This window comes from Lysinibacillus capsici (assembly GCF_020217405.1).
GTDB classification, from domain to species: domain Bacteria; phylum Bacillota; class Bacilli; order Bacillales_A; family Planococcaceae; genus Lysinibacillus; species Lysinibacillus capsici.
Genome location: NZ_CP084108.1, coordinates 1,480,870 through 1,494,444 on the forward strand (window position 1 = coordinate 1,480,870; position 13,575 = coordinate 1,494,444).

Consider the following 13,575-nt stretch of genomic DNA (forward strand, 5'->3'; position numbering starts at 1 on the left):
ATCATTCCTTGATAAAATTGTGTCCTACACCGAGAACCTTTTTGCTGCAATTATTTTGTACAAATAAGAGCTACGTGTCTAACTTTTTTTCATATTATTCAAATAGACAGCTAAATATGTTAGGTGTATATGTCTGCCTGTTGTTGCTGTGTCCACCGCTTATTACGATTTGTGCCAACGATGAAAAAAAAGTGAAATGGTTGATAAAGCTGTGAATACCACCGTTTTTAGATGAAATTAAATCGCTAATCCGATCACTTAGAAAGTGATTGCGCCACTGTAACCAACTTTTTTACTCCTTCTCTTAGCTGTTTTTCGTTTGCATAGGAATAGCTTAAACGTATCCAAGAGGATAGTTGTTTTAATGGATCACAAACTTGACCTGGCACAAAGGAGATCGATTGTTCGATGCTTCTAGATAATAATAATTCAGTTGGAAGATCGTCTGGGAGCTGTACCCATAAATTTAGACCGCCTTTTGGACTGTTCCATCGCCAGCCTGTTACAGCTAGCTCTTCCTCCATAATTTCCTTTCGAATCTGTAGGGCAATCCGGATTTTCTCCAAATGTTGTTGCAATCTTAGTGAGGAGAAGTAATGGAGAAAAATTTTTTGATTGAGAAGTGGTGAGCCATTATCAGCTAGCGATTTTTCTGTTAATAGTGATTTCATTAATGATGATGGACAAATAACAGTTGCAATTCTCAAACCAGGAGAGATGTATTTGCAAAAGCTTCGGATATAAATGACTGTCCCAACACTATCAAATGTGTAAATTGGAGGTGGTGGGGCTTGGTCAAAATAAATGTCGTGATAGGCATCGTCTTCTATTATTAGAAACCGATAGTGCTCAGCTAATTCCACTAATCTTTTGCGCTGCTCAACAGAAACCGTATAACCAGTTGGATTATGGAAGGTAGGGTTGAGATAAAATAGGCGTGGCTTGTATTTTTTAATATAGTATTCGACCTGTTCTAAATCGTAGCCCTCAGGGTGGATATCCACCGTAACAATCTGTGCTCCTTGTGCTTTAAAAATATCAATCGCAGCACTATAGCTTGGACGTTCAAATAAAACGACGTCTCTTGGCTTAATAAAAGCTTGAGCAATTAAGTGAATGGCTTGCTGTGAGCCAGATGTTATTAACAGTTCATCTGGACTCAAATGTGTTTTATAGTGGTTGATAAAATATTGGGTCAGTGTCTCACGTAGCTCTAAATCACCCTGCACCGTTGAGTAGGTTGCCAGTACTTTCGGATATAGGTCAAACACTTCCTTCACGTAATTTGAAAAATAGTGATTAGGCAAAAGATTGGGATCAATCAATGCCTGAGAAAAATGATAGGAAACAGATGGCTGATGGATTTCGGATAAATGATTTTTTTTTACATATGCTGAAACTATGGGATTGTCCTGATCTAGATATTCAATATATTTTGTTACAGTTGATTGGACAAAATAGCCTGATTTATCTTTTACATAAACTTTGTCATGCTGTTTTAATAGTTGATAAGCTTTTAATACCGTTAGCCGATGGACATTCATTTCAGATGCTAATTGCCGGACGGAGGGAAGCTTTTCATGTTCTTTCCATTCTTTACGCTCTATTCGGTGCAGTACATCATCATAGACTTTCTTAAAAAGATAATCTTCATTTTGATTTGCTTTGCCCACATCGATTCCTCCTATTCAAACCGATTGTACCACGAACCAAATTGATCTGTTCTATCCTTTTTAATCTGTTCTATCCTACTTCTTTTATGATAGAAAAAGAGGAGGAGTTTGATATGGTAATGATTAATTATTTATTTATGTGTTTGATTTTTGGGACAACATTTTTAGCAATTAAAGTTGGTGTTGATGCAGGAGTTCCTCCGTTTTTATCAGCTGGTCTTCGTTTTTTCATTGCCGGTTTACTCCTATTTAGTTTTATGGTTTGGTGCGAAAAAACGACAATCCGGTTATTATTTCGAAAAGAAATGTTTTTTACAGGAGTGGCCTTAACCTTTGGAACGTTTGCCACATTATATTGGGCAGAACAGTATGTGACATCTGGAATCGCAGCTGTCTTATCTGCTACAGGTCCAATGATGATTATTGTTATTCAGACATTTATATTGAAGCAAAAAGGAGACCGAAAATCATTTATTGGTTGTGTTGTCGGAGTCATTGGTGTTACCTTCTTAATCTTACCTAGTTTTGCAATTGAGATTAGTCCCTTCTGGATGGTTGGTTGTTTCGCTATTATTTTAGGTGAAGTTTTCTATGCATCTGGAACAATTTATACGAAGCATGTCATCCAAAAATTTGGAACAACATCTCCAATTGCTTTAAATGCAGCACAAATGATGCATGGAGGGATTTTATTAATCATTTTGTCACTTTTTACTGAGAACATTCAGCTTCATTATCTTTTAAGTCCAGCTTCAATTGGTTCTCTTTTTTATTTGATTATTTTTGGTTCAATGATTGGTCACAGCATTTATTATTGGCTTGTGTCACGAACAAATCCTGTTTTTCCGTCCACATGGCTGTATATTTCACCAGTAATTGCCGTTATATTAGGTGTTACCTTCTATCATGAATATATTTCGTGGTTAACAGGAATAGGTACGCTGACGATTATTGTTGGAACGATTCTAGTCAATTTTGACACATTGAGAGAGTTGCTTTGGCGGAAGAGGACTGTTCTTCAGGATGTAAAAGAATAATAAAATCTAATCATAAAGGGGAAGAAATGATGAAAATTTCTAGGGGAGTAGAGATTCTGGAGCTTAAATTTAACGGAGCCTTCATTTTTCCAACGCTTTTATGGGATCAGGAGATGGCTGTTTTAATTGATACTGGATGTTCAGGTCAAATGGAAGATTTACGTATAGCAATGGAAAAGGTAGGCGTGTCGTTCAATCAACTCAAAGTTGTGATTTTGACACATCAGGATATCGATCATATAGGCAGTCTTCCTGACATATTGCAAAATTGCGGTAGTCATATAAAAATTTATGCGCACGAACTAGATAAGCCTTATATTCAGGGAGATTTACCGCTTTTGAAAGACGGGCACATAGAGAATCCACCCAAGGGGAAAGTGGATGAGACCTTGAAAGACGGTCAAGAACTACCATATTGTGGAGGAATACGAGTTATCCATACACCAGGGCATACGCCTGGCCATATTAGTTTATATTTGAAGCAAAGCAAAACGCTTGTTGCAGGCGATTCGATGTATAGTGTAAATGGTATATTGGGAGGGATTCATGTTCCAACCACTTTGGATATAGAGGTTGCTCAACAATCTTTAAAGAAATATGCAGACCTAGACATTGAATCGGTGATTTGTTACCACGGAGGATTATGCAAGGTGGATATTAAAGAGCAGATTCAAAAGCTTTGAATCTTAAAAATATTGATTAAAGATGAAGGTTCCATAGAATGCCAAGTGCTGGGAGGCTAGCTCGAATCGTAACATGCAAGAGTACCACCCCTAGCACTAGTCAAGGGCTTGTCAAACATCTATTTTAATGTGAGTCAGGTCATGTTATAATGAGGCACTTAAGATACTTAAGCACTTTTTTATAACGGATGCCAAGAAAAGCCTCCGCAGAACGATCAAATATGGAGGTGTAAGGAAATGAATAAACGTTGGACGATTGATGAAATTCAGAAATTTGTTGCGAACAATTCAGAAAGTAAGTTGCTAACGACTGAATACCATGGTTTTTCTCAAAAGCTACTATTTAAATGTGCATGTGGTAGTAACTTTGAAAAAACATTTACGAAATTTAAAAATAAAAACCAACGAAAATGTGATGTATGCCAACCGCCAAAAGAGTCACGCTAAACGTTTGCGACCGTTCTAATAATAGTAGTGAACATTAAAAACATCTCACTTCTATATTCTTTATAGAGGGGAATGTTTTTTTGATTGGATTATCAGAATAAGATTGATCATGCTGAAGAAAATTGAGAAAAAATATTCAATTTAACATTCTTTATTAATGAAATACAAAGATAAAAGCCAAGCCCTTGATACATGCGGGTTTTGGCTTTTTTATCATTTCTAAAATTAGACTTTTCTCTACTGGAGGATTCATTATTAACGAAAAAAAGATTGTAAAATAACAATCAGTGATATATATTGGAGATTATGATTTTTTTCGACATCTCAAAATCATAAACAAAATTTCATCAAGACAGTTTTGAGAGGGAAGTGAATAATCAAGATGTATCTTTATCCCCTATTAGTAGTGATTGCAGCTAGTAGTTTTGGTATCGTTTCAACTATTATAAAACTGGCAATGCGTAGTGGCTTTTCTGTATCTGAGGCAGTTACAAGTCAGTTTTTTATCGGCTTTTGTATAGCAGTATGTATTTCCTTAGTTACAAATCGATCAAATTTTAGCTTTAAAGGCGTTAAAATTCTTCTATTTGCAGGTATGCTAACAGGGTTAACAAATATTTTATATGGTCATTCTTTAAACTTTTTGTCTGCTTCCTTGGCAGTAGTATTACTGTTCCAATTTACATGGATTGGTATGCTGATTTCTTGTATTATAAAACGGCAAGTTCCAAGTAGAATTGAATTCATCTCTTTAATTATATTAGTAGCTGGAACGATACCAGCTGCAGGCATAATTGATGTTGATTTGTCTCAAATACCTTTTCAAGGGTGGTTATGGGGTTTAGCAGCTGCTCTTTGTTACTCCTTATTTTTATATGTAAACGGAAAGACAACAGCAAGTATGACAACCTCTAATCGCTTAGTATTGGTTTCTTTCTTTGCTTTCATGACGACTGCGGCTTTTCAGTCTCCAGAAATTATTTGGAATGGCACTTTGTTTAACGAAGGACTGTGGATTTATGGTTTAGCATTAGGGTTATTTGGCATGATTATACCGGTTTTCTTATTCACAATTGCAGTGCCTAAAGTTGGATTAGGTATGTCATCCATATTGAGTGCTGTTGAATTGCCAATAGCGGTGATGGTATCAGTTATCCTCTTAAGCGAAACGGTTACAACTTTGCAAATAGTAGGTATTGTAACAATTGTTATCGGTATCAGTTTACCAACTTTGCTTGATAAAGATGGATTGTTAAGAAACGTCAAAACTAAATATAAAAAATCCGACAAAGTCGCAAAAGGATCTTCGATTTGAAGATCCTTTTTTCATGTCAATTAAGCAATGTCATAGCAAAAGAATCATTAGGTACTTTCTGTATTTATTGAATGACGTACTATTTTTTTGTTCATAAGCTGTTCATATTGTTGTCATAGGCAGTACACCTTCATTGTATAAGCTATCCTTAGCGGTTTATGAAAGTAGCCGAGATAAATTGATAGGGAGAAGAGAGTATGAAAGGGAGGTGTGGCACGAGAAGAAAGGAAAACACAGTTATCGCTTGCTGTTCTATACCCTCGTGCCAAAATAATGAAAAAAACGATAACCTTTATAAGTAGAATAGTAGTAGGTTTAATTATAGCCATATTACTTTTATTAGCGGTTGTTTTCGTTGTTGATATTGTTTGTAGCAAAATGGAGCAAGGAAAACTAGAAACTTATGGTCAGTCTGTCACCGTAGATGGGAAAAAAATGAATGTCTTTATCCAGGGAGAAGGAGAAGAAACCGTCGTACTCTTACCTGGTTATGGAACAGCAGCACCAGCACTTGATTTTCAACTACTAGTAGATGAATTATCTCCATTTTACAAGGTTGTGGTCATTGAGCCTTTTGGTTATGGATTAAGTGCTCTTACCGAAAAAGAAAGAAGCACTGAGAATATTGTTAGTGAAATCCATGAAGCATTACAGCGCCTTCAAATTGAGCGTTATATTCTAATGGGTCACTCCATTTCAGGCCTTTACGGATTGGATTATGTGAACAAATATCCAAACGAAGTAAGTGCATTTGTCGGGCTGGATAGTAGTGTTCCGACAATAAGTGAAAGAAAGATTGAACCTTCAGTAATAACTACTTTAAAACTACTAAAAAAATCAGGTTTAGCTAGATTGCAGGTGAAGCTTAGTGATGACCCATATGTCGAACTACCCTATGATGAGAAAACAAAAGAACAACAGAAAATTCTTAAGCACAAAAATATGTATAATCTCAGCCAGTTAAATGAAGCTGAAATGATGTATGCTAACTTTAAAGCGGCTGAAAGTTTAATATTCCCTAAAAATCTTCCAGTTATTTTCTTTATACAAGAGAAGCATCCAGTAACGGACAGATGGGTACCAGAGCATAAAAAACAAATAGCTAATTCTGTCCATGGGAAAGTGATGACATTTGAAGGGGATCATTTCTTATATCGTACAAAAGCAAAAGACATCGTTGAAAACTTTAGAGAATTTATGAAAGAGATAAAGTGAATGTTCTAAGAAAGATTTTTCATTTCTAAATGGAAAAAAACAGATTTAACTATTGTATGTGCAGCAAGCATATTATTCTGCACTTAATTATAGGAAGTTTTAACAAATAACCAGGCGCTCAAATGAGCGCCTGGTCTTTTTTACTGTTTGTGAACCAATATGCTTTAAGCCTCATCTTTAGCTCTCAGAACGGAAGTTATTACCAAGGTTGCTACCCAAACCAAAGTAATGACGAAAATTATAAATGAGTGGACTCCATTTATTTGGATCAATATGATTTTGGTCCATAATTATTTCTTCGTGGGCATGTACTTGTGTCGTTTGGGTCTCGACGATAGCAAAATTAGGAGAATAATCTGGAATACGTATATGTTTTACCTTTGCTTCGATTTGAATAGGACACTCCATAATTCGAGTAGGAATAACCGTTGTAGACCCAATAGGTGTTAAGCAACTAATATCACATTTCTCTTTTCTAAATGTAAAACCGATCTGTTTCTTAAAATCTGGAACTGGATTTTTACCTGTGTAAGGAGCTAACTGTTCCACGTTTTCCCATAGAGAGGGGTCTGGGATATTTATGACACATTCAGGATGATGTTCTAAGTTTTCAATCGCCTTTCCTCCAAGACCAATCCCTAATACAATACAGTCTCCTAATACCCAAGAAGAAGATAAAGGGCTAATATTTACTGTTCCATCCTCATTTAACGTACTTAGTAAAATGACAGGAAATCCATAATATAAAATTTTAGGATTTATTATTTTTGTATTTGGCATTTGTTTCATTATTTTCATTTTTAGTTCCTCCCATCAATGTTTTCACTGTCAGACTCATTGTAAAATATAAATATTTCGACGTTCATCGAAGTGTTGATTACAGAATTAGTACTTCAAACTAATAATATTGTGCAAAGAAATTTAAAGTCTCCATATTGCAAAAGTCCTGAGTTCGACGCTTGATCATTTTGTAGAAATTTATGAAGCAAAATTGTTATAAATAGTAGCTTTATCTGGGAATCAAAGGTTTACAGAAGCCTTCCCCATAAAATCTTTTTCACAAGAAATAGAGAAGATTTGCAAGGAATGGCTTTTAGGAAGAGGACAAAAGATAGAGAAATGAAATGAGTGAGGTTGATGGATCGTTCAGGTATAAGAGGGAGGCTCTAACTTAATTGACAATGATAATCGTTATCGATAAGGTAGGGATAGGCAAGAGCTTTCATCCCTACCTTTTCATATTTTTAGTAATGAATATGATGAAAACTATAATTGAACCCAACTACCGAGGACTACACCTTGAAAAAAAGTAACTTATTATGTTATTTGCTGTTTGCCGTATGACAAATCTTGGTTTTCCAAGCAAACTATTATTGAAATGAGGTATATAAGTATGAAAATCGACGTAAATCAGCTTGCAGAGCATTTAGCAAACACGCCTTTCCAAGTAAAAGGAATCTATCGATATTCTAGCTATACAGGTGTACCTTACGCTGATTATACAGATTCTTTTCCAGGATTTGTTTTTCCCCTTTCTGGAAAAATAGAATTTCAATTTAATGGTACCCCTTATATCTTTTCACCAGGAAAAGTTGTGCACGGGGGAGCGAAGATGAAACTAAATCAAAAAAATTTTGATGATACAAATTGGGAATATATTCTGGTTTTGTACAGGATATGTACGGAGAAATTAGCAGAGACAAGCTATTCACATCAGCATTTTGAATTACCGATAGGACATTCTCCCCGTCTTATCGAGTTAATTATGCGTCTATGGCATGTATATAATCAGCGTGGAGGTATATCAATGTTTCAGACCGAAATGCTATTTCGTGATGTATTGAATGAAGCCATATTATGTGTAGCTAATCGACAAAATAGCTGTGAATCACACACTCTATTCGAACGAATAACTACTTATATTCATGCAAACTATTATCAAAGCCTTTCCATTACCTCCCTTGCCGAACAATATAATGTTAATCGAAATCGACTATCTTATATATTTAGAAAGCATGCAGGGATGGGTCCAGCAGAATATTTATTAAACTATCGTATAAACATGGCTCAAAAAATGTTATTTACAAGTGATGTGCCTGTACAACAAATTGCAGAAACGGTGGGAATTACTGACCCCTTTTATTTTAGTAGAGTATTCAAGAAGCAATTTGGCATCTCTCCTACTGAATATCGAGATAAGTTCATCAATAATCCATGCTAAGTTCACCAAGCATCCATTCTCCACCAAACATGACTTTACTATACTAAGTGTATATCAGAGATTTTATGTTGGAGGAATTTTAATGCAAAAGATTAAAGGACTGTTATTTTTAATGCTACTACTAGCAGGTATATTGGGAGGTTGTCATAAATCGCCTGCTGAAGATAAAGCGTTTACTACAGAAGACATATCTTCATCAGCAGTTAATGTAGAAGAAACTGCTTGGCCTAGAACAATTAAAGATGCCCTAGGTAAGGAATTTGTCATCGAGAAAGAACCAGAAAAAATTGTTTCATTATGGTATTTTTACCCTGAAATTTTAGTTGCATTAGGTGAGCCACCTGCAGCTTCTACTGATAAAGAATATCTATCCACTTTGTCTTATTTAAACGGTAAGCTAGATTCAACAGAGGAATTAGGTGATAAATTGTCTCCTAGTATTGAAAAAACGCTATCGATTGGTCCTGATTATATTTTAGCAACAGAACATCATGAAAAATTGTATGAATCCCTAGAAAAAATCGCCCCAGTCATTACGTTGCAATCACAGGACATCTACGAAGACTGGCAATACGGACTTCGTACAGTAGCCGAGATTATCGGAAAAGACGATGAGGCGGAAAAAGTAATTGATAAAATGATGAAAGCTATCTCAACAGGACGTGAAGCATTAAAGTCAATTCAAGGAGAGTCTGTAGCACTTATTTTGTCTTGGGATGGAAAAACGTTTAATGTTATTGGTGAAGATAACCCTGTTTATACACTTGCTTTTGATAAAGAAAAGGGCTTGGGTCTAACACCAGATCATACATTTAAGGGGAATCATAATCAATTTGCTGCATTTGAAGGCATTTCAACTATTCAAGCAGACCATATTTTCCTTATTGGTGATATTACAAAAAAGGAAGCATTAATGAGTGAGTTAAATCAAAGCAATGTCTGGAATAATATGAATGCCGTAAAAAAAGGTAATATTCATTTAATGGATACTTCTGCTATTACAGGAGGTCCATTAGCTATCGAGTACGCTTTACAAAATATAACAGAAGCCTTGCAAAAGGACGAATAATAGGAAAAATCTTTTCCAAAAGAAAATAAGGAGAGATAAATATGCAAGATCAAGTTATCCATATAAATGAGAAATTATCCGAATTAAAAGAGCTTTGGTCACCGAAAATTATTGGCGAAATACACGATTTTCAATTCAAAGTGGTGAAGATTGCTGGGGATTTTATATGGCATGAACATCAAGGGGCTGATAAGGTATTTATTGTGCTCGAAGGGGAGATGTTCATTGCTTTTCGAGATGGCCAGGTGAAAATATCCAAAGGTGAGATGTTTATTGTTCCTGGAGGAGCGGAACACATGCCCTTTGCTGAAAAGGAATGCCATATTATGCTTGTGGAGCCTAATGTTGCAAAAGGTAACTGATATTGAGCCTGAATAACCAACGGCAGAAGCTACTGATATTTTGTTTTTCCAACATAATAAAACAAAGGAGATCGTTTAGGTTATGTAAACGATCTGCTTTTGTTGTTCCTAAACTGGTACCTCAGCTATTCATGCATTAGTATTTTCTTCTATGTCATTTTATTTAATCTAATTTCACTATAAGATGTAGTTCGACTATCAAGTAATTGCTTTATTAGAGTGAAATTTTAGAGGTATAAAAATGAGTGTTTGAAAGAAAACTTATTATTATATCAGAAAAACAATAGAACAAAATTGAATAAAAATGTAGTTGTTTGTAAAATTCATCCAAAGGGGTAGTTTTGTCGGACTTTGAAATATTATTTCCTTATTTTAGAATTTTTTTATGAAAAGATTCCCTATATAACCAATGCAGTATTAAAATTACCTTATTTTTAGCGTTTATTTATTGGTAATGAAGTTATATTATTGTCTTGTAAAGCAAATTACAGTTTGATTGGGATATTTAATCATGAAAAATTTAGAAGATTGCTTTACATATAATTGGTTGGATTATTATTTGTGGGAACGATTTATACATATTTTTATAATCTTATAATTAAATAGCGCGATAATATTGTTCTCACAGAATAATATAATTTATTAAAATTCTGGAGGAATATACTATGACAAAACAAAACAAAGGTCGTAAATTTTTCGCAACTACAGCTACAGCAGCACTTGTAGCATCAGCAATCGTACCAGTAGCATCAGCTGCTGAATTTCAAGATGCAGCTAGTATTTCATCTTGGGCAAAAGAAGCTGTACAGTTTTTAACTGATAAAGGCTACATTCAAGGCGATGAAAAAGGAAACTTCAACCCAGCTGGTACACTTACACGTGCAGAAGCGGCTGAAATTTTATCAAAAGCATTAGATTTAAAAGCTACTGGCACTGAAGATTTTTCTGATGTTAGTGAAAATGATTGGTTCTATAATGCAGTACTTGCAACTTCACCAGAATTATTTGATGGTATGGGCAATGGCAAATTTGAGCCTAAAGCTCAATTAACAAGAGAACAAGCTGCTAAAGTTATCGTTCAAGGCTACCAATTAACAGGTAAAGCAGATCTTAGCCAATTTGCAGATGCTTCTAAAGCTTCTAAATGGGCTGTATCTTACTTAGAAACAGCTGTAGAAAATGGTGTAATCAATGGAAAAGGCTCTTTATTAGCACCACAAGATAAAATTAGCCGCGAAGAATTCGCTACAATGGTAAAACGTACGATTGATGCAGTTCAAGAAGTAACACCAGCTGTAGAAGCTGTAAAAGGGCTTAATGCAAAAGAACTTGAAGTGAAATTCAACACAGCTGTTGATGCAAAAGATGCAGCAATCACAACAAAATATGCTGTTGAAGGTGTAGCAATCACGAACGCAGTAGTATCTGAAGACGGTATGACTGTTATTTTAACAACAGATAAAGAAGTAAAATTAACAAATGGTAAAGTAACTGTAAAACCAATTAAAACAAAAGCGGATGCTAAAGTTCTAACTGAAGAGTTTAACAAATTAATCACATTTGCAGATACGACTCCTGTAAGCGTTAATTCTGTAGAAGCGAAAGGCACTACAGCTGTTATCACTTTCGACGAGCCTGTACAAAGTGAAGGAACAATCAGCTTAAATGGTACTGAACTTTCAAAAGATCGCTATACTTTAACTGGTAAGAAATTAACAATTACTGGATTAACAGCAGAACAATCTTACAAAGTAGACATTGTTGGTGCAACTGACTTTGCTAATAATATCGCAAATCCTATCGCAGTTAACTTCACAGTTTTGAAAGCAGACGTTGATAATTCAAAACCAACTGTTTCTACAGCAGTGAATGGTACAGAAATTACGTTTGATTTCTCTGAAGAATTAATGAAACAAAATCTTAATGCAGATGCAGAGACTAAAGAATATGCAAAAGTAACAGTAGGATCAACTGTATTCTATTTAACAGATGCTGATATTAAAGATACTGAGGATAAAACTGTATTCACGATTGATGCTAAATCTGCTTTAGGTACAGCTACATTCATTAATACAAACATTAAAGTTGAAGGACAAAAAGATTTAGCTGGTAATGCAGGTGATGCATTTGAGTTCAATGCTATTCTTTCAAAAGATTTAACACCTGCTACACTTGTTTCTACTGCTACTAAAATGTTAGTAGCTGATGATGTAAATGCTACTACAGACGTTGATGCATTATACCTTACTTTTAGTGAGCCAGTAAAAGTAGAAGGAAAATTAACTGTTAAAACACAAAATGGTATTGCTTACACTACTGGAAAAGAAACAGCAGTAAAAGCAGATGCTGGTTTCGATGTAGATGGTAACGGTAAAATCGAGGGTGCAGAGAAAAACACTGTAAAAGTTGACATGGATCTAGATAGCAATTCAACATACACTTTCGAGTTATCTGCTAAAGCAGTAACAGATTTAGCTGGCAATGTAACTGCTGATACTGTTACGTTCAATGTAACAACAGGCGTATTTGAAGCTACACCTGAAACACCAACAGATTCATTAGTATTCGGCGCTACTCCAGTTGTTGTAACTGACAATAACGTATTCACAGTTGAGTATGCTAAAGATGTGACTGCAACAGCTACAAATGCTGCTAACTACACACTTGGAGGAAAAGAACTTCCTGCAGGTACGCAACTTCAGTTTGTAGATGGTACTAAGAAAGTAAGATTCACTTTACCAGAAGGTTCTATCACGGCTAATGGTAATTATGTACTTGAAGCGAGCAATGTAGTAGATACAAAAGGTAACACGCTTAAAGGTGGAAAAGTGACAGCTCAAGTAGCACTTAAAGAAAATATTGTTCCTGTTGCTACTAAAGTAACTGCAGTAGATAGCAAAACATTTACAGTAGATTTCTCTGAAAATATTGCTGATCAAGCTGCACCAACTGGTGTTACTGTTAAAATTGCAGGATCAACTGTAGAACTTGCGTCTATTACAGTAGCTGGTGGTAAACTTACTGCGACAACTAAAGCTGACTATGCATTAACAGACAGCATTGTAGTTGAATTCAAATCAACAAACCTAGTTGATGCTAATAACAACAAAGTAAAAGACGGTTCTATTACAAAATAATTAAATCGCTCATTGAAAAGCCCTGTGGAGATTTCCACAGGGCTTTTTTAGTGTTTAAACAAGATCATGCTAATAGGAGAGAAAGACCTTTAGGCAAGGCAAGAGGTTGATTTCCGTTCCGCCAGCGTCCTTTCCAGGGGGCGTCCGATGAGCCGCTTCACTCAATTCTGTTCGCTTTAGGGTCTCCTCTGTGACGCTAAATCCCCTAGGAGTGACGCTGGCTCCACTCCAATCACCCATTCTGCAAAAGTGTTTTTTCCTTATTTTTCATACTAGCGGTAGCGATCAAAATAGCCCATGATTTGCATGATTAGAAAAAGGAAAGGTTTTTATTTTTAATGTAGAAAAGTGATGCGTGACAACACCTCTTCATAAACCTTCACTTTATTTGAAAACCTTTGCTAAAAAGATAACAC

General features: G+C 35.3%; 11 protein-coding genes. 9 read left to right on the forward strand and 2 right to left on the reverse strand.

Features of this window, described 5'->3' with window-relative positions:
* Positions 1-254 precede the first annotated feature (254 nt).
* Positions 255-1,673: an aminotransferase-like domain-containing protein gene (locus LCP48_RS07025; RefSeq protein WP_004232415.1), complete on the reverse strand. Its 1,419-nt coding sequence runs from the start codon at positions 1,671-1,673 to the stop codon at positions 255-257.
* A gap of 113 nt (positions 1,674-1,786) precedes the next feature.
* On the opposite strand from LCP48_RS07025, the gene LCP48_RS07030 reads away from it, so the two are divergent.
* The 5 genes from LCP48_RS07030 to LCP48_RS07050 all read left to right on the forward strand — a co-directional run bounded on the left by LCP48_RS07030 (position 1,787) and on the right by LCP48_RS07050 (position 6,370).
* Complete coding sequence (locus LCP48_RS07030; RefSeq protein ID WP_009370763.1) at positions 1,787-2,710, forward strand: DMT family transporter; 924 nt, start codon at positions 1,787-1,789, stop codon at positions 2,708-2,710.
* A gap of 29 nt (positions 2,711-2,739) precedes the next feature.
* Positions 2,740-3,393 carry an MBL fold metallo-hydrolase gene (locus LCP48_RS07035; protein ID WP_009370765.1) on the forward strand — a complete coding sequence of 218 codons (654 nt, stop codon included), beginning with the start codon at positions 2,740-2,742 and terminating at the stop codon, positions 3,391-3,393.
* A gap of 237 nt (positions 3,394-3,630) precedes the next feature.
* Positions 3,631-3,840, forward strand: a complete 210-nt coding sequence (locus tag LCP48_RS07040; protein ID WP_004232419.1) for a hypothetical protein — start codon at positions 3,631-3,633, stop codon at positions 3,838-3,840.
* Between the two features lie 382 nt (positions 3,841-4,222).
* Positions 4,223-5,155 (forward strand): EamA family transporter, encoded by a 933-nt coding sequence (locus tag LCP48_RS07045; RefSeq protein WP_004232420.1) that lies wholly within the window; start codon positions 4,223-4,225, stop codon positions 5,153-5,155.
* A gap of 273 nt (positions 5,156-5,428) precedes the next feature.
* Positions 5,429-6,370 carry an alpha/beta fold hydrolase gene (locus LCP48_RS07050; RefSeq protein ID WP_225341017.1) on the forward strand — a complete coding sequence of 314 codons (942 nt, stop codon included), beginning with the start codon at positions 5,429-5,431 and terminating at the stop codon, positions 6,368-6,370.
* A 177-nt stretch (positions 6,371-6,547) separates the two neighbouring features.
* Here LCP48_RS07050 and LCP48_RS07055 read toward each other — a convergent pair whose 3' ends face one another.
* Positions 6,548-7,168, reverse strand: coding sequence for a flavin reductase family protein (locus tag LCP48_RS07055; RefSeq protein WP_202341501.1), 621 nt, complete (start codon positions 7,166-7,168; stop codon positions 6,548-6,550).
* Positions 7,169-7,763: 595 nt separating this feature from the next.
* Here LCP48_RS07055 and LCP48_RS07060 point away from each other — a divergent pair.
* The 4 genes from LCP48_RS07060 to LCP48_RS07075 all read left to right on the forward strand — a co-directional run bounded on the left by LCP48_RS07060 (position 7,764) and on the right by LCP48_RS07075 (position 13,159).
* Positions 7,764-8,591 carry a helix-turn-helix transcriptional regulator gene (locus LCP48_RS07060; protein ID WP_004232428.1) on the forward strand — a complete coding sequence of 276 codons (828 nt, stop codon included), beginning with the start codon at positions 7,764-7,766 and terminating at the stop codon, positions 8,589-8,591.
* 82 nt (positions 8,592-8,673) lie between these two features.
* Positions 8,674-9,660: an ABC transporter substrate-binding protein gene (locus tag LCP48_RS07065; RefSeq protein WP_009370767.1), complete on the forward strand. Its 987-nt coding sequence runs from the start codon at positions 8,674-8,676 to the stop codon at positions 9,658-9,660.
* 41 nt (positions 9,661-9,701) lie between these two features.
* The gene (locus LCP48_RS07070) at positions 9,702-10,022 is read left to right on the forward strand and encodes a cupin domain-containing protein (protein WP_004232432.1); all 321 of its coding nucleotides are present in this window, start codon (positions 9,702-9,704) and stop codon (positions 10,020-10,022) included.
* 665 nt (positions 10,023-10,687) lie between these two features.
* Positions 10,688-13,159, forward strand: a complete 2,472-nt coding sequence (locus LCP48_RS07075; protein ID WP_225340818.1) for an S-layer homology domain-containing protein — start codon at positions 10,688-10,690, stop codon at positions 13,157-13,159.
* Positions 13,160-13,575 lie beyond the last annotated feature (416 nt).